This window comes from Clostridium paridis (genome assembly GCF_016765615.1).
In the GTDB taxonomy this organism is placed as follows: domain Bacteria; phylum Bacillota; class Clostridia; order Clostridiales; family Clostridiaceae; genus Clostridium_T; species Clostridium_T paridis.
Genome location: NZ_JAESWA010000017.1, coordinates 38,334 through 56,310, shown reverse-complemented (window position 1 = coordinate 56,310; position 17,977 = coordinate 38,334). Strand labels below are relative to the sequence as shown.

Annotated in this window: 19 protein-coding genes; 2 read left to right on the top strand and 17 right to left on the bottom strand. The window is 29.8% G+C overall.

Features of this window, described 5'->3' with window-relative positions; all coding sequences use genetic code 11:
- Positions 1–27: 27 nt before the first annotated feature.
- From pknB to JK634_RS03300, 14 genes are all read right to left on the bottom strand, one after another.
- Positions 28–1,932 carry a Stk1 family PASTA domain-containing Ser/Thr kinase gene (pknB, locus tag JK634_RS03365; protein WP_202766212.1) on the bottom strand — a complete coding sequence of 635 codons (1,905 nt, stop codon included), beginning with the start codon at positions 1,930–1,932 and terminating at the stop codon, positions 28–30.
- A 1-nt stretch (position 1,933) separates the two neighbouring features.
- Positions 1,934–2,650, bottom strand: a complete 717-nt coding sequence (locus JK634_RS03360; RefSeq protein WP_202766211.1) for a Stp1/IreP family PP2C-type Ser/Thr phosphatase — start codon at positions 2,648–2,650, stop codon at positions 1,934–1,936.
- 11 nt (positions 2,651–2,661) lie between these two features.
- Positions 2,662–3,696, bottom strand: coding sequence for a dual-specificity RNA methyltransferase RlmN (gene rlmN, locus JK634_RS03355; protein ID WP_202766210.1), 1,035 nt, complete (start codon positions 3,694–3,696; stop codon positions 2,662–2,664).
- Positions 3,697–3,698: 2 nt separating this feature from the next.
- Positions 3,699–5,021 carry a 16S rRNA (cytosine(967)-C(5))-methyltransferase RsmB gene (rsmB, locus tag JK634_RS03350; RefSeq protein WP_202766209.1) on the bottom strand — a complete coding sequence of 441 codons (1,323 nt, stop codon included), beginning with the start codon at positions 5,019–5,021 and terminating at the stop codon, positions 3,699–3,701.
- A gap of 7 nt (positions 5,022–5,028) precedes the next feature.
- Entirely contained in the window at positions 5,029–5,712 is a 684-nt protein-coding gene (locus JK634_RS03345; protein WP_202766208.1) for a zinc metallopeptidase, read from the bottom strand.
- A gap of 11 nt (positions 5,713–5,723) precedes the next feature.
- A complete protein-coding gene (gene fmt, locus JK634_RS03340; RefSeq protein WP_202766207.1) occupies positions 5,724–6,659 on the bottom strand; it encodes a methionyl-tRNA formyltransferase in 936 nt (311 codons plus the stop codon).
- An 11-nt stretch (positions 6,660–6,670) separates the two neighbouring features.
- Positions 6,671–7,114 carry a peptide deformylase gene (def, locus tag JK634_RS03335; protein WP_202766206.1) on the bottom strand — a complete coding sequence of 148 codons (444 nt, stop codon included), beginning with the start codon at positions 7,112–7,114 and terminating at the stop codon, positions 6,671–6,673.
- A gap of 9 nt (positions 7,115–7,123) precedes the next feature.
- Entirely contained in the window at positions 7,124–9,325 is a 2,202-nt protein-coding gene (priA, locus tag JK634_RS03330) for a primosomal protein N' (RefSeq protein WP_202766598.1), read from the bottom strand.
- A gap of 49 nt (positions 9,326–9,374) precedes the next feature.
- Complete coding sequence (coaBC, locus tag JK634_RS03325; RefSeq protein ID WP_202766205.1) at positions 9,375–10,571, bottom strand: bifunctional phosphopantothenoylcysteine decarboxylase/phosphopantothenate--cysteine ligase CoaBC; 1,197 nt, start codon at positions 10,569–10,571, stop codon at positions 9,375–9,377.
- A 1-nt stretch (position 10,572) separates the two neighbouring features.
- Positions 10,573–10,791, bottom strand: coding sequence for a DNA-directed RNA polymerase subunit omega (gene rpoZ, locus JK634_RS03320; protein WP_202766204.1), 219 nt, complete (start codon positions 10,789–10,791; stop codon positions 10,573–10,575).
- A complete protein-coding gene (gmk, locus tag JK634_RS03315) occupies positions 10,772–11,410 on the bottom strand; it encodes a guanylate kinase (protein WP_202766203.1) in 639 nt (212 codons plus the stop codon). The genes rpoZ and gmk overlap by 20 nt, the downstream gene beginning before the upstream one ends.
- A complete protein-coding gene (remA, locus tag JK634_RS03310; protein WP_202766202.1) occupies positions 11,410–11,679 on the bottom strand; it encodes an extracellular matrix/biofilm regulator RemA in 270 nt (89 codons plus the stop codon). The genes gmk and remA overlap by 1 nt, the downstream gene beginning before the upstream one ends.
- Positions 11,680–11,693: 14 nt before the next feature.
- Positions 11,694–12,575, bottom strand: coding sequence for a YicC/YloC family endoribonuclease (locus JK634_RS03305; protein WP_202766201.1), 882 nt, complete (start codon positions 12,573–12,575; stop codon positions 11,694–11,696).
- Positions 12,576–12,667: 92 nt separating this feature from the next.
- On the bottom strand, positions 12,668–13,642 hold the full coding sequence (locus tag JK634_RS03300; RefSeq protein WP_202766200.1) for an asparaginase: 975 nt from the start codon (positions 13,640–13,642) through the stop codon (positions 12,668–12,670).
- 152 nt (positions 13,643–13,794) lie between these two features.
- Here JK634_RS03300 and JK634_RS03295 point away from each other — a divergent pair, with 152 nt between their 5' ends.
- Positions 13,795–14,097 (top strand): hypothetical protein, encoded by a 303-nt coding sequence (locus JK634_RS03295; RefSeq protein WP_202766199.1) that lies wholly within the window; start codon positions 13,795–13,797, stop codon positions 14,095–14,097.
- A gap of 49 nt (positions 14,098–14,146) precedes the next feature.
- Here the strand turns inward: JK634_RS03295 and JK634_RS03290 are convergent, their stop codons facing one another.
- Both JK634_RS03290 and JK634_RS03285 read right to left on the bottom strand, forming a co-directional pair.
- Positions 14,147–15,355, bottom strand: coding sequence for an EAL and HDOD domain-containing protein (locus tag JK634_RS03290; RefSeq protein ID WP_202766198.1), 1,209 nt, complete (start codon positions 15,353–15,355; stop codon positions 14,147–14,149).
- A gap of 80 nt (positions 15,356–15,435) precedes the next feature.
- Positions 15,436–16,032: a HEPN domain-containing protein gene (locus tag JK634_RS03285; RefSeq protein WP_202766197.1), complete on the bottom strand. Its 597-nt coding sequence runs from the start codon at positions 16,030–16,032 to the stop codon at positions 15,436–15,438.
- A 205-nt stretch (positions 16,033–16,237) separates the two neighbouring features.
- Between JK634_RS03285 and JK634_RS03280 the strand changes: the two genes are divergently transcribed.
- Positions 16,238–16,819, top strand: a complete 582-nt coding sequence (locus JK634_RS03280) for a hypothetical protein (RefSeq protein WP_202766196.1) — start codon at positions 16,238–16,240, stop codon at positions 16,817–16,819.
- Positions 16,820–16,873: 54 nt separating this feature from the next.
- Here the strand turns inward: JK634_RS03280 and JK634_RS03275 are convergent, their stop codons facing one another.
- The gene (locus tag JK634_RS03275) at positions 16,874–17,944 is read right to left on the bottom strand and encodes a diguanylate cyclase (RefSeq protein ID WP_202766195.1); all 1,071 of its coding nucleotides are present in this window, start codon (positions 17,942–17,944) and stop codon (positions 16,874–16,876) included.
- Between the last annotated feature and the right edge of the window lie 33 nt (positions 17,945–17,977).

Genomic DNA, 17,977 nt, shown 5'->3' with positions numbered 1-17,977 from the left:
CAAAATGAAACTCTTTCTAAAAAATTATTAATGTGTTGTTGGTTGTGATTGAATAACATAAATAACTATCGCTTCGCTTGGCTTAGCAGATGTTTTATTTAAACTTGATACTTTGTCACCCTTTCCTTGAATTGTTACATTATTAAATCCTTTTGATTGAATAAACGCTTTTGCATCTGCTGGTGACATTGATAATGCTGGTGTTAAATCTACATTTGCCTCTACAAATCTTCCTACATTTATTGTAACAGTTGTACCTTCTTTAACACTAGTTCCTTCTGCTATATTACTTGAAGTTACTTTTCCATTATCACTTTGCTTATCTGTATCTACATAGTTAACCTTAACTTGAAGCTTCGCTTGAGATAATGCGTTTCTAGCATCAGCTTCTGATAATCCAATTATTGATGGAACATTTGTATTTTTTATTTCAGGCCCTTTACTTACTACTAAATTAATCTTATCATTTTCTGACATGTCTGCATCTTTTTCTGGACTTTGCTTAATTACTTGGTCCTTTGGGTCTGTATCAGAATATTCATAAGTTACATTACCTAACTTAAGATTTTGATTATCTAAATATTTCTTTGCATCATCTAATGTTAAACCTACTAAACCAGGCGCTTTAAGCTTATTTTCTTCACCACTTATTACTACTCTAATATGATCGTTCTTATTAACAGTTGAACCTTCACTTGGAGTAACACTTAATACTGTACCTGCTGGCTTATCACTCTTTTCTTCTCCGCCTATATCCATAACTAAGCCTAAAGCTTCTAATTTTTTCTGAACATCTTCTTTTGGTGAATTAACTAAGCCTGTTGGGACAGTTATTTTTTCATTTGAGGTGGTATTTCTAGTTATAAAATATGTTCCTACTCCTGCTGCAACTAATATTAAAGCAAAAACCAAACCTAATATTATACGAATCTTAGTCTTTTTGCCCTTATTTTCTTCGTCATCTTCATCATCCCACTCATCCTCTTCGTCATCTTCCCAATCATTGTTGGAAATTTTTGAAGCAGTTGACTTTGGTGTTGGTGGTACATTTACTGGTGCCATAACTCTAGTAAACTCATCTTGATTCACTGGTATGCTTCCAATAACAACATTTGGATCATTTTTTATTTTTTCTAGATCACCAATTAATTCTTTAGCTGATTGGTATCTTTTTATTTGAGCCTTTTCCATTGCTTTTAAAATCAATTTATTCAATGATTCTGGAATTGTAGAATTTATATTTTTTGGTGGAACTACATCCTCTTGTATATGTTTAAGAGCTACTGAAACTGGTGAATCAGCATCAAAAGGAAGTCTTCCAGTTACCATTTCATAAATTACTACTCCTAATGAATAAAGATCAGTTCTAGAATCTATATAGTTTCCTTTAGCTTGTTCTGGCGAAAAATAGTGTGCAGAACCAATTATATTTGAAGTATTTATTATGGTTGATGAATTTGTTGATTTAGCTATTCCAAAATCAGTTACCTTAATAGTACCATCTTCTGTGACTAAAATGTTTTGTGGCTTTATATCTCTATGAATTATATTGTTTTTATGTGCGCAATCAAGAGCTTTTGCAACTTGGATAGCTATATTAATGGATAAATCGTAAGGCAATCTCCCTTTATCTCTAATAAATTCTTTAAGCGTACTTCCTTTTACATATTCCATTACAATGTAATGAGCTTGATCTTGAGTTCCTACATCAAGAACATTAACTATATTTGGATCGCTTAAATTAGCGATTGCAGTAGCTTCTTTTTTAAATTTTTCTACAATGTCTGCATTGTTAATAAAATCTTTTTTTAGTATCTTCACTGCTACAAATCTGTTTAATTTTTTATCTCTTGCTTTATAAACAAAAGACATTCCACCTTCACCTATTTGTTCAAGCAGTTCGTATCTTTCCCCCAACAATATAGTTTCCATACTAATTCTCTCCTCCAAACACTAATACTGTAATATTATCTCTTCCTTCTCTTTCATTAGCCAAAATAACTAATTGTTTTGCTGCTTCTTCATTATTATAAGAAATTAATACATTTGTAATTTCCTCTTTATTTACTTCATTTAATAATCCATCTGAGCAAATAAGAAATTTATTTTCCTTCCTGTCTGGAAGTTTAAAAATATCAACTTCTAACACTTCATAAGCACCTACAGCTCTAGTTATTACATTTTTTCTTGGGTGATTTCTGGCCTCTTCCTCTGTAATTGAACCACTATCTAATAATTCTTGAACTAAAGAGTGATCTTTAGTAATCTTTACTAGTTGTTCATTTTCAAGAACGAAGCATGCACTATCACCTACGTTAGCTATATAAGTATATCCCCCTAATACTAAACATGCTGTTACAGTTGTACCCATACCACTTAATTCTACGTTGTTACTTGCGTACTCTAGAATTTTCTTATTAGCCGCAAGAATTGCATCTTTAAGTAACATTCCATCACTATGGTTATTCCAGTTCTCTTTTATATATTCTTTAATAACATCTACAGCTATTTTACTAGCTACTTCTCCTGCGTTATGTCCCCCCATACCATCAGCTACAATATAAAGCTCATAGTTAGGTGAAATAAAATAATCTGCATAATCTTCATTGATCATGCGTTTTTTACCCACATCACTTATTACTCCAATCATGAGTATTCCCCCTAATTTGAATTACGAGTTTCTAAATAGCTTCTTCTTAATTGCCCACATGCTGCATTAATATCAGAACCCATTTCTCTTCGAACTGTTGCTTCAATTCCATGAGATTTAAGAATTGCTTCAAAAGCTTTTATATCTTCTTTTGAAGATTTCCTATATTCTTTCTCTTTAATCTCATTTACTGGAATTAAATTAACATGACAAAGTACTCCTCTTAATAAGCTTGCTAAAGCTTTCGCGTCTTCCTTTGAATCATTTACACCCTTAACTAATGAATATTCAAATGTGATTCTTCTATTAGTTTTATCAATATAGTAAGCACAAGCGTCCATAATTTCCTTTATGGAATATTTATTTGCAATTGGCATTATTTCTCTTCTTTTTTCATCTGAGAAAGCATGAAGAGAAATAGCTAAAGTTATACTTAAATCTTTATCTGCTAATTCATAGATTTTAGGTACAATTCCACAGGTTGAAAGTGTAATATGTCTTTGACCAATATTTAATCCATATTCAGCATTCACAAGCTCTAAAAATTTCATAACATTATCAAAATTATCTAATGGTTCCCCACTTCCCATTAAAACCACATTTGAAATTCTCTCTCCAAGTATATTTTGAGCTAATAAAATTTGTCCTATCATTTCTCCTGAAGTTATATTTCTTATAACTCCACCAAGGGTTGATGCACAAAACTTACACCCCATTCTACATCCTACTTGTGTTGATATACAAATTGTGTTTCCATGGATATACTTCATAATAACACATTCAATCAAATTACCGTCTTCCAAAGAAACCAGCAGTTTTTTTGTGCCATCATTTGAAGTATACTCTTCAACTACTTTAGGAATTCCAACTTTAAAACCATCCTTAAGCTTATCTTTAAGGGCTTGCGGAATGTTTTTCATATCATTATAATCAAATACTCCTTTGTATATCCAATCAAAAACCTGCTTAGCTCTAAAGCCACTTTCTCCTTGAGAAATTAATTCACTTTTAAATTCATCTAGAGTTAAATCTAATAGATCTTTCATCTTTACACCTGCCTTTTTCTTAGTTTTCCAATGAAAAATCCATCCATGTATTCATTTGGTAAAATTGTTAAAGTTCCATCTACATTATATATAAAATTTGGAAGAGTACCAATATATATTTTTTCAATTTGACAATCTTCATTATTATTTAATAAATATCTAACATTTTCTTCATTTTCTTCCTTGTTTAATGTACATGTAGAATATACCATTACTCCGCCAGGCTTTAAGTACTTCCATGCATTATCTAATATTTTTTTCTGAATGCTTTGGATTTCTTTAAGAGATTTCAAATCTTTTTGCCACTTAATCTCAGGCTTTTTTCTTATTATTCCTAGACCTGAACAAGGAACATCAAGCAAAACTCTATCAAAAGCATTTTCTAAGGATGAATTATATTCAGTAGCATCTTGTTTTTCTGTTTTTATTATTTCTATTCCAAGTCGTTTAGCATTATCTTCTATAAGTGAAAGTTTATTTGAGTGAATATCAAAAGAATATACTTCTCCCTTGTTATTCATTAATTCTGCAATATGCGTTGATTTTCCGCCCGGAGCAGAACATAAATCAGCAACTTTCATGTTTTCCTCTAATTCTAATAATGAGGATACAAGCATTGCACTCTCATCTTGAACAAATATTTTTCCATCCCTAAATGCTTTATTTCCTTCAATAGAACTTCCTCTATTAATCACTATAGCATCTGGTGAAGCAAACCCCTCTGAAACATCATAACCCTCAGTTTCTAATTCTTCAAGAAGCTCCTCATAACTTGACTTAAGGGAATTTACCCTTACAGTTAACTTAGGTGTCATATTTAATCCTTTTAGAATATCTAAGGCTTTCTCTTCACCATATTGCTTAGTAAAAAATTCAACAAGCCATCTAGGAAAAGAATACTCAAAAGCTATTTTAGACTTATTGTCTTTAAATCTAGGTTCCTTTTCTTTATTTCTTAAAAAGTTTCTTAGCACACCATTTACAAATTTTGATGAACTCATGGAATGCTTTTTTGCAATATTAACAGCTTCATTTACTGCTGCATATGGTGGAATTTTATCTAAATATTTTATTTGATAAATCGCACTTCTTAGTACATTAATTATTTCTTTATCAATTTTGTTTATGTCCTTAACATATAATGCTATGATATCATCTATTGATTGTTTATATTTAATTGTACCATAAACAATTTCTGTAACTAGACCCTTGTCTTTTATATCTAAATCAGCTGTTTTAAATGCATTATTTAACGCTATATTAGAATAAGCGCCGCCATTTAAAACTGAGTCCAATACCTTAGTTGCAAGTTTTCTACTATTCATTTTTACCTCAATCATCATTTCTACTTACAATCGCAAGTAATCTAATAAGTTGTAATATTGCGTTTGCAGCAGCAGCTACATAAGTCATCGCAGCAGCTTTAAGAACTTTCTTAGCTCCATTAATTTCATCACCAATAAGTAGATTTCTACCTTCAAGCTGAACTATTGCTCTTCTAGATGCATCAAATTCAACTGGTAAAGTTATAAGTTGAAATATTACAACTGCAAGGAAGAAAACTATTCCTAGATACATAAGATTAGTAGCAGCAAAGAAAATACCTATTAATATTAAAATCCAAGAAAAGTAGTTTCCAAAGTTTGCTACTGGAACTATTGCATTTCTTATTAATAGTGGCGCATACTTCTCATTATGTTGAATTGCATGACCAACTTCATGAGCAGCTACTCCAATTGCTGCTACAGAAGTACTGCTATATACATCTTCAGATAATGCTAAGACTTTTGTTCTTGGATTATAGTGATCAGTCAAAGAACCTCTAACTTGTTCAATAGATACATCAAATAAGCCGGCTGAATCTAATATACTTCTTGCTACTTCTGCTCCTGTAAGTCCATTAAAGCTACGAACTCTACTGTATTTATTAAAGGTTGAAGAAACTTGACTTTGTGCCCACATTGCTAAAATAATCCCTGGTATTAAAATTATCATGGTTGGGTCAAAATAAAACATTTAAATCACCTCTACATTCCTAAAATTATATTCTTCTTTATTTCATTACCATTAAGATATTGCTCAATAGTAAGAGGTTTTCCATTAGGGAATTGTACTTTCTTTATAAGCAAAGTTCCTTTTCCGCAATTTACCGTAAGACCATTTTTACTTACATCAATAATTTCACCAACTATTGAGTTTTCCTTTTCATTTCCTAAAACTTCACTTTCAAAAATCTTCATATTTTGATTATCTAAAGTAGTAAATGTTATTGGCCAAGGATTTAACCCTCTTATCATGTTATGAATATCAAGTGCACTTTTATTCCAATCTATTTTAGCTAAATCTTTATTTAACATTGGAGCATGGCATGTGTTTTCGTTAGCCTGCTTTTCAGGAATTATACTGCCATTAGCAAACCCACTTATTGTATCAATAAGTAGTTTAGCTCCTCTTTCCATTAAGATATCATGTAAATCGCCTGCTGTCATATCCTTTGATATTTCAACCTTATCTTTTAGTAACATATCTCCTGTATCTATCCCAACATCCATTAACATTGTTGTATTACCTGAACACGTCTCACCATTTACTATCGCCCAATTTATAGGTGCTGAACCTCTATACTTTGGTAAAAGAGAGGCATGTAAATTTATACAAGCATATTTAGGTATATCTAATATTTCTTTTGTTAATATTTGTCCATAAGCAACAACTATTATAAAATCAGGTTTTAAGTTCTTTAGATATTCAATAGCTTCTATATCATTTTTTAACTTTTCAGGCTGAAATATTTTAACATCATGCTTAATTGCTTCTTCCTTCACTGCAGACATGGCTAATTTTTTGCCTCTTCCCTTTGGTCTATCTGGTTGAGTAAATACAGCTTTCACACCATAATTCTCAATTATAGCTTTAAGAGAAGGAACAGCAAAGTCTGGGGTTCCCATAAAAACAATATTCATTCTATTCCCTCCTAATTCTTTTTAATTTTATCAACAAATAGAACACCATTTAGATGATCATTTTCATGCAAGATTGCTCTAGCTAATAGTTCTTCTGCTTCAAGTGTAAATTCTTCTCCCTTTTCATTTAAGGCCTTAACCTTTACTTTAAAAGGTCTTTCCACCATTTCTTGTCTATTAGGAAATGAAAGACATCCTTCCACGTCAGTTTGAGAACCTTCAGTCTCAAGTATTTCTGGATTTATAAAAACTAGTGGATTATCACCAGTGTCTACTACAAATATTCTTTTTAATATTCCAACTTGAGGTGCTGCAAGTCCTACCCCATAGCTATTATACATAGTTTCAAACATATCTTTTATTAAAGTTAAAATTCTTCCATTAATTTCATCTACAGGTCTGCTTTTTTTTCTTAAAAGTTCATCTCCTGCAAATCTGATGTTTCTCTTTGCCATCTTTTCCTCCTAAATTAAACTATTTGGATTAATATCAATAGATATCTTTATATCATTATATACATTTGAACCTAATTGATAAACCCTATCTTTTATATTTCTACATAGATTTAAGTCTAAATTTCCCTTAAAAACTAGCTGCCATCTATAGTTTTCTTTAATTTTTCCTATTATACATGGACTTGGTCCTAAAATATCAACATCATTTTTATTAATTAATGAGCTTACTTCCTTATTAACTGTCCTCATAAAATCCTTTAACAATGCTTCATTTTTTGAGGTACACTGCACTAAAAGTATATCTCCAAAAGGAGGATATTTTAAAAGCTTTCTAGCACTTATTTCTTCATTATATAAATTTTCATAATTCTCATTTAAAGCATTTGTTAAGGAATAATGCTCAGGAGTATAACTTTGAATAATTACTTCCCCAAGTTTATCTCCTCTTCCAGCTCTACCTGCTACTTGCGTTATTAATTGATAAGTTCTTTCTCCTGATCTATAGTCTGGTAGATTAAGAGTAGTGTCTGCTGCTACCACTCCTACTAAGGTCACGTTTGGGAAATCAAGCCCTTTAGATATCATTTGAGTACCTATTAAAATATCAGCTTCTCCATTTTTAAAACTATTATATATTTTTTCATGAGAATCCTTGTTTCGTGTGGTATCAACATCCATTCTTAGTACTCTTGCATTAGGAAATAATTTTTTAATTTCCCCTTCTACCTTTTCAGTACCAGCGCCGAAATGCTTTATATATTTGCTACCGCACTTAGGACATAATTTTTCTATTTTCTTTGCAGTTCCACAATAGTGACATATTAAATATCCATTATTATGATAAGTCATTGAAATATCGCAATGTGGGCATTTATATACATAACCACAACTTCTACAGGATACAAAAGTAGAAAAACCTCTTCTATTTAAAAATATTATACTTTGTTCTTTTTTATCTAAATTATGAGAAAGCTTTTCAAATAATTCTCTAGAAAACATATTCCTATTATTATTTTTAAGTTCTTGTCTCATATCAATAATTTTCATTTTAGGCATTGGTTTATTATTTACTCTGTTATTTAATTGAATTAATTTATATTTACCATTTAATGCATTATAATAACTTTCCACAGAGGGAGTGGCCGATGCATATACTACTTTACAGTTATTTATTTGACTTATAAAATCTGCAACCTCCTTAGTTTGATATTTTGGGTTTTGTTCAGATTTATAAGTTCCTTCATGTTCTTCATCTATTACAATTAAGCCTAGGTTTTTAAATGGCAAAAAAATTGCACTTCTTGCACCAACAACAAGCTTAACCTTACCTTCTTTCACTCTAAACCATTCATCATATCTTTCACCTAAGGATAGCTTAGAATGAAAGACAGCTACATCTTTTCCAAATCTACCTTTAAATCTTTCAATCATCTGAGGTGTTAATGAGATCTCTGGAACTAATACTAGACTTGTTTTATCTTCATAAAGCATTTCTTTAACTAAATTCATATAAATCTCAGTTTTACCACTACCAGTAACACCTTTTATAAGAAATAATCTCTCATCAGAATTAATTATTTCATCATATGCTTTTTGTTGTTCTTCATTTAATCTGAAAGAATCGTAGAAATTATAATCCCTATCATTATATCTTTCAATTTTTTCTTTAGTTACTGAAAGATATCCTTCCTTTAATAATTTACCAAGCATATATGAAGATAGGTTGAATTTTGTAATTAATTCACTTCTTGTGTATAGTCCTTCATTTATGGAAATGAAATTTATAATAGAAATATACGCTTCCTTTTCCTTGAACTTTCCATCTAAAATTTTTCCTAATATGACTACTTCCTTGCTTTTTTCCTTAATGCCCCTCATAACTCCAGTAGGTATAATTAAACGAATTGCTTCGATTTTTCTGCACAAATAATTATTTACTAAATAATTAAATAATAATATACCTTTTTCGTCTATAAGAGGTTTATCATCTAGGGCTTTAATAATACTTTTTAAATTTTTAAATTCTGTATCTGGCTCATAAGATAGGCTTAGAACAAATGCTTCATAGGCTCTATTTCCCATGCCAAAAGGCACTAAGACTCTTGACCCCACGAAAATATTTTGAATAATGTCTTCTGGAATCTTATAAGTAAAAAGCTTATCAATACTAACTGCATCACTATTTATAACAACTTTTGCATACAAATAAATCACCCTTTATAAAAAGACTCCCTACGAATACATAGAGAGTCTATTGTACTTAATTTTCACTAATCTTCATTACTTCATCTAAAAGTTTTTTACTAATTTCACGCTTACTCATTTTATCTAAAACGGTACTCTCATTACTTTTAGTGATAAATATGACTCTGTTATCATCAGATGCAAAGCCAGTCTCATTAGAGGTTATATCATTTGCTACAATTAAATCAAGATTTTTATTTGCAAGTTTTCTTCTTGCATTTTCAATTAAGTCATGACTCTCAGCAGCAAAGCCTACTAATATTTGACTTTCTGATTTTTTTTCACCTAAGATTTTTAGTATATCATTATCTCTTGTGAATTCAAGATTTAGATTACCTTCACCCTTTTTAATTTTCTTATCAGAGTATTCAGCAATCTTGTAATCAGCTACAGCAGCTGCCTTAATTACTATATCACTTGTAACAAAATTATCTAAAACAGCATCCTTCATTTCTTCATTAGTATTTACTTTTATGAATTTTATTCCGTAAGGCGGTTTTATATTTGTTGGACCTGAAACCAAAACTACTTCAGCTCCACGATCTCTAGCTTCCTCAGCAATTGCATAACCCATTTTACCAGAACTTCTATTAGTAATAAATCTAACAGGATCAATAGGTGAAATGGTAGGTCCTGCAGTAATTAGTATTTTCTTTCCTTTTAAATCTTCATTTTTATTTAGAAGACTTAAAGTAACTTCAAGTATATCATCTACAGCCGCAAGCTTTCCTGCTCCTACATCACCACAAGCTAGTCTTCCACTATCTGGATTTATAAAGCCGTATCCATACTCTTTTAGTTTTGAAATATTTCCTTGAACTATTGGATTCTCATACATATTTGTGTTCATAGCTGGTGCAAAATACACTGGAGCTTTAGTTGCCATAATAGTAGTAGATAACATATCATCTGATATGCCATTAGCTACTTTTCCAATTATATTTGCAGTTGCAGGAACAACAAGTACTAAGTCAGGCCACTTAGCTAAAGAAATATGCTGAATTTCCCAAGCTTTTGGTTCTTGAAACATATCTGTTGTAACCATATTTTGACTTAAGGATTGAAAACTAAGCGGTGTTACAAATTTCTCTGCAGACTCAGTCATAATAACCTTAACTTCGATATCATGTTTTCTTAATTTGGAAATGAGATCTAGTGCTTTATATACAGCTATACCACCAGTTACCCCAATTAGTACTTTATAATTATTCATTTTATTTATAACCTTCTTTTACTTGCTCAAAAGTTATTTCTAAATCATTAACTTCATTTATTGCTATAGTTAATGGCTTCTTAGAATCTACATCTACACGTGGCTCTTGACCGTCTATTAATTGTCTAGCTCTCTTTGAAGTAACAATTACCAAAGAATATCTGTTATCAACCTTATCTAATAGGTCTACAATTGATGGATTAATCATAGAGTTGTTCATGAATTAAGCCCTCCTTCGAATCTAATATATTTTCTTTAATTCTATCTACTCTACATCTTTCAGCTGTAAGAATGCTTTCTATCTTCTTAACAGCTTCATGAACTTCGTCATTTACTACAGCATAATTATACGTTGAAACATAATTAATTTCTTGATACGCTGATTTAAATCTAGTCATTAGGGATTCCTCTGTTTCACTACCCCTTTTAATGATTCTCTTCTTTAGTTCTTCCATTGATGGAGGAAGAATAAATACGAAAATACCCTCTTGAGAATTTTCTTTTACTTTAAGTGCTCCTTGTATATCAATTTCTAAAATGACATCTTTACCACTTAGTAGCATTTCTTCTACCTTTGATTTAGGCGTTCCGTAGTAGTTACCATATACTTCAGCATGCTCAAGGAAATCACCTGCTTCGATTTTCTGAATAAAACTATCTTTGTCTAAAAAATAATAGTTAACTCCATCAACTTCTCCTGCCCTAGGATTTCTAGTTGTTGCTGATACAGAAATGAACAAGTTATCATTTTTCTCTAATAGCTCTTTACAAATTGTACCTTTCCCAGCCCCAGATGGTCCTGAAATCACTATAAGCAATCCTCTGTTATGATTCACCATTATTCATCAACCTCGTCAATTATTTCATCTTTGGCTGATAATCTATGTGCAACAGTTTCAGGCTGAACAGCTGAAAGAATTACGTGATCTGAATCAGTTATAATAACTGCTCTTGTTCTTCTTCCATATGTAGCATCAATAAGCATACCTCTGTCCCTAGCTTCTTGAATTATTCTTTTGATTGGCGCAGATTCTGGACTTACTATTGCAACTAATCTGTTAGCTGAAACAATATTACCAAAACCTATGTTAATTAGTTTTATTCCCATCTCTCTCCTCCTGATTACTCGATGTTTTGAATTTGTTCTCTTATTTTTTCAATAGTGTTCTTTATATTAATAACAATGTTAGTAATATCTATATCATATGACTTTGAAGCAATAGTATTAGCTTCTCTATTTAACTCTTGAATTATAAAATCCATCTTTCTTCCAATTGGCTCATTTAGTGAAAATGTGCTTGAAATTTGATTTAGATGTGAATATAATCTAGTGATTTCTTCATCCACTGCAGATTTATCTGCAAAGATTGCTATTTCAGTAGCAATTCTATTTGGATCAATATCCATATTAGAAGTTAATTCTTTAATTCTTTCTTCTAATTTTATCTTATAGTTGTCTACAAGCTTGTGTGAAGCTGCTTCAATTATTTTAACATTTTCTTTAATTTCATTACATTTAACTAAAATGTCTTCCTTTAACTTTAAGCCTTCAACTTCTCTCATTTCTACCATAACGTCAACTGCTTCATTGATTAAAGGTTCTAGTTCTACCCAAAGTTCTTGTAGATTTTGTTCCTTTTCTTCTATTGTAATAACTTCTGGAAATCTAGCTATTAAGGAAAGGGATATATCATTTTTAACTGGATATCTTTTTTCAATTTCTAGTAACGAATTATAGTAGCTATCAGCTAGGGTTTCATTAAATCTTGTAACCTGATCTCCCTTATGATAATCTTTCAAGTTAATGAAAATATCTATCTTGCCTCTATTAATCTTTTTAGATATACATCTTCTAATTTTATCCTCAAAGCTTATCATAGATTTTGGCATTCTTATGTTTAAATCAAGATATCTGTGATTTACACTCTTCATCTCTACAGTAAAAATTCTTTCACTACCTTCTTTACTAGTGGCTCTTCCGAATCCAGTCATACTTTTTGCCATTTAATACTCCCCCTTAAATTAATTATGTCATACAAAAAATATAATATAATTAATTTTGTAGGTCAATGGTTTGTTAACAAAATGTTTACAAATTATTTTTCAAAATATCCACGGATGGTTTCTATTCTTTTTGTAATACTTAAGCACATCATAAGTAATATTCGAGCTTTTTGTCCTGGTAAAGTATCCCCAAATATAACACCCATCTCATGTAGTTGTTGTCCACCACCTAAGTATCCATAAGATTCATGCACTCTACCTTCAAAACATCTTGAGACTACAACTACTGGAATATTATTTTTTATAGCTAATTCAATACCAGAAACCATAGCCGGAGGAACATTTCCTCTACCTAAAGCTTCAATTACTATTCCTTTTTCTCCAGATTCAATTAGGAACTTTATAAGCTTTGAATCCATACCAGCTGCACATTTTATCAATGCTACTCTGTCCTCAATTTCATCAACTTCAAAGGTTCTTCCTTTTATTTTATCTCTATAAAACATAACTTTATTATCATCAACTATACCTATTGGTCCAAAGTTTGGAGTTCTAAATGCATTTAAGCTCATAGAATTTGCTTTAGTAACTTCTGCAGCTGTGTGTAATTCACCATTTAAACAAACTAAAACACCTCTTCCTCTTGCTTCTTCAGAAATTGCAGTACATATTGATGCAGCTAGATTAGAAGGACCATCATATCCTAGTTCTGAACTACTTCTCATTGAACCTGTAATTACAACAGGCTTTTTTGAAGCAATAGCTAAATCTAAAAGATATGCAGTTTCCTCTAAGGTATCTGTACCGTGAGTTACTACAACACCATCAATGTCCTCTTTTTTAAGTAAGTCTTCAATAAATTTTGCAAGCTGAAGCATCATATTTGGAGTCATATGTGGCGAAGGTAAGGAGGAAAATGTATAAGTTTCTAACTTTGCAAACTCCTCAATTCCTGTAACCATTGACATAATTTCTTCACCTGTTAAGGATGGAACTGCTGCTTTAATTCTTTCATCTACTTTCATTGAAATGGTTCCACCATTAAAAACAACTGCCACTTTTTTCATTATATATTTATCCTCCTATAACAAATTTATAATAATTTTAATTAATTCTATCACAAAAGCCCAAATAAAATGTATCAAAAATATTTTTTCTTTTAAATTTTTTTATATTAACATATAATTAATTAAGGATAATATTTGTATGGAGGGTAACAATGATAACTATAGTTAGTTTAATTTTATTGATAGCTGGTATTGCTCAAATTACCAATTCTATGATAAATAAAAAAAAGATGCCACTTCCTAAGACTGGCAATTACAAAGTTATGAAAAAAGCAGAATATAATACCATTCTCTTTTATCAAAGAGTGTTCTATGGTGTATGTACTTTAGTGGCAAGTGGAGCTATTTTTTATACTAAAGATGTTAGGTTCTTTTTACTTCTTATTATTTCACCTATTTCAACTTTTATTTTTAATTTAATTTCAATAAATAAAAAATATATTATTTTTAAATAACTATTAAAAGGTTTGTAGATGAGATTAAAAATCTTTCTACAAACCTTTATTATATATTAAAATCATTTACCCATTTAATAGAATTTAAATAAGCACTTGTAAGTTCCTTTTCTTTAATATTAAATTCCTTTACTAGTGAATCAACTTTCTCCCAATCACCACATTCATAGGCTATTACTAGTGACAATATATCATTTTGCAAAGACTTTTGTCCAAGTAAAACGCCTTTAATATGGTCACTTATAGCGATTTTGTCCAATATATACTTCATAGGTTTATCGAAAATAGCATCAAGTAGTGAAAACATTCCTATAAGATATGAATCATAAGATAAATCTTCTTTATTAATTAATTGAGCAATACTTTCACTAAATTTTGCTCTAATAAGAGCTGTATTATATAGTTCACTAGGCTTATTTTCGTTTATTCCCCTTAATAAAGCAAAATGAAGCCATTTTTTTATTTCCTTCTCTCCTAAAAGATTTAAAGCACTTCTTATTGTATTAATTTTTGAAACAAGGCCAAAGGCTGCAGAATTTATATACTTTAAAAGTTTAAAAGAAAGTGCAACGTCTGATAGTATAATCTTTTCAATTGAATTTATATTGAAGGAATTGCTATTAAGCTCATTCATAATATTTATTGTAGCATAGTCAGATTCCGTAATATCCTTCCCAACTAATATTTGAGGCTTACTAAAAAAGTATCCTTGAAATAATTCATATCCAAGGTTAAGAGCTTCTTTATATTCTTCATGCGTCTCTACCTTCTCCGCTAAAAACTTAACTCTTGGATTAGATATCTTTTTCATAATTTCTTTTCTCCCTATTGGGCCAGTAGCTCTAAAATCAACCTTTATAATATCTGCATAATTAATTAATTCTTTATACTTGTAATCATATATAAAGTCATCTAACGCAATAATATAACCCAATTCTTTAAGATGTTTACATATCTCAATTACTTCTTTTGTAGGTTCAACACTCTCTAAAATTTCTACTGCCACTTTATCAGGCGAAATAATTGAAAAAATATTCGTATGTATCATTTTTTCAGTAAAATTTATAAATGCTTTCTTACCTTCTGTTACCTCATTAGAACCAAGAGTATAGAAAGTATTTAAAATTACTTCCAAGGTAGCTCTTTCTCCATCTTCCTCACTATATTCATTTCCCAAACTGTTTCTAAATAAAAGTTCATATGCAACCACCTTACTTTTATTGTCAAATATAGGTTGCCTTCCAACATAAACTTCCATATTACCCTCCATTTTAAATAACAAATAATTAAACTGTAATGTATTTTGTATGTAATATTATTCTAACATATCATAATAGGCTATGGTGTTAGAGATCTTTTGAATGCAAAATACTCTGGTTCTAGTTTTTTAATTAACCCCTTAACAGGCTTATTGTTCTCCTCAAGCCATTTCAAATAATGATTTTTTGGTATTTCAATAGAATTAGCTAAATCGAATGAAATATAATGCTCTATTCCTAAAATTCTAAATTTAATTTCAGGTGGTAACTTTAAGCTGTTATTTAGATAAATAATTAATGAATCGATTTCATAAAGATCCTCAGCTTTATACTCTTTAAGTTTAAATAAATTATCTGTATATCTTAGTTTATAAAACTCAGAGATTTTTCTAATTAATCCAGTGTAAATTGCTAAATCTAACCCATTTTTCTTAGCACTTTCCACTAATTCCTCCAAGGTAAAACTTTTTCCTCTTGGATCAAAGTTTTCATCATTTATCCAAATATATGCCTTAAGATATTTATCGATTGCTTCTTTCACTAATATAAGCCCATTGTTTAAAATTCCATTAATTATTAAGCATCTTGCTGAAATATAATCCTCTGTTGCTTTTGGAATAGTACTTAAAATATATTTATTTTTATCACTATAGTTCTTTAATTCATTAAAATCCATATTTCCACCTCAATTATGCCAAGCTTATTATTATTAGTTTTCCAACTACTCAAAACTTTATTATAAATGCCTAACCATGTTAAGAGGTATTTATAAATAAATTATATAGTATTTTATACTATTTCTATTTACAATTATACCCAACCCTGTTATAATTATATACATGATAATCAATGTTAAATATATTATAAAGGGGATATTTATTATGAGTGAAAAAACACACGCTCAAGAGTTCATTAGTCATTTAGAAAACTTAGATGAGGCATTAAAAAGCGGAACGGTGGCAACTATTATTGAGATTAATGGAGAACGTTATCCAAAGCTTTCATCTACAACATTTGCAACTTGTATTTGTGAATTTACTCAAGAGGAAATAATTTTAAAACACCGTGAATTAAGTTCTTTTATGATTGAAAAAGGTATCAAAACTATTAAAACCATAAATTATAAAGACATATCATCTGTAGAGCTTGGTATACTTAGAAAATTAAACACAGTTTTTGGAGGTTTTCCAGCAACTTTCCTTAAATTGTTTATAGAGATAAAGCAGAAAGATAATACAATATATTCATTTGAATGCTCTGACTTTGAGCAGCTTCCAATAATATTTAACATTCTTAAATCAAATAATGTTACTATTCTCGACCCATTAAGCTTGAATAAGCTTTATACTGAAAAGCCTGTTAATGAAGTTACAAAATATCTTCATGAAAATTATGAGGAAATAGTTAAAGATGTTGATTCAGACAGATATAATGAAGATTTATCTTTTGTAAAAAGATATTAAGATATCAATATATAATAAAAAGCCTCACCTATCCGATAGATGAGGCTTTCATTATTAACAAACTTTATTTCTTCCTGAACGTTTAGCGTTATATAGTGCATCATCTGCAACTTTTAAAATAGTGCTAATTTCTTCAGTAGGATAAGGATAAGCACCAACTCCGATAGAAACAGTTATATGTATTTCTTTATTACCTTCTATTATAAAATCATATTCTTCTACTGCTTTTCTCATTCTTTCAGCTATAGTAAATGCATGTCCATAATCACAATCTAGTAAAATGGTAGTAAACTCTTCTCCTCCATTACGGGACACAATATCGAAGCTTCTACAAGATTTAACCAATAAATTTGAAAGTTGTTTTAAAATTAAATCCCCTGAAGAATGTCCATATGTATCATTAATATGCTTAAAGAAATCTATGTCTATCATAAGAATCGATATGTTTTCATTTTTTTCAACTGCACTATTTATATGCATATTCAATAACTTGTCAAATTCTCTAACATTATTAAGACCTGTAAGATAATCCTTAGTGGATTCTAATCTAAGCTTTCTATATAGTTCATTAGTTTTAGAAATGTATTTTAAAGTATAATAAACTATGATAGAAACTATAATTGTTGATATTGTAAAACTAATGTTAACCATGGATAGAACTTTTAAATCATCTACTAATACTGAATATAAAATTACCCCATATATAATATTTACAAGTGACATAATTATATATTTCTTTATAAAACTAAGTTTTGTTTTAGATATATAAGAAAAAATAAGTGATATTATAAAAAGCGATATTGATGCTATAACTGATATATAAGTTATTCCATAGTATCCTATTCTAAAAAATACAATCATAAAAGTTGCTATAACGCTTGAAATATATCCACCGTAAAAAGCTGCAATCAATACGGATATTACTCTTAAATCTATTAGAACGTTATTATAAGTATGGATGCTATAGAATATTAAAATACATCCAGCTAGTCCACATAGAATTCCTAGTAAGGTTTTATCTTTAATACTAATACTCATAATAAAGTTTTCACTTTTAAGTATTTGGCTACCTAAGTATAGAAATGAAATAATTATAGTTGCGTTTATGAATAATGAACTAATCATATGCACCCCTCCTTATAATTCATATTTAAAATT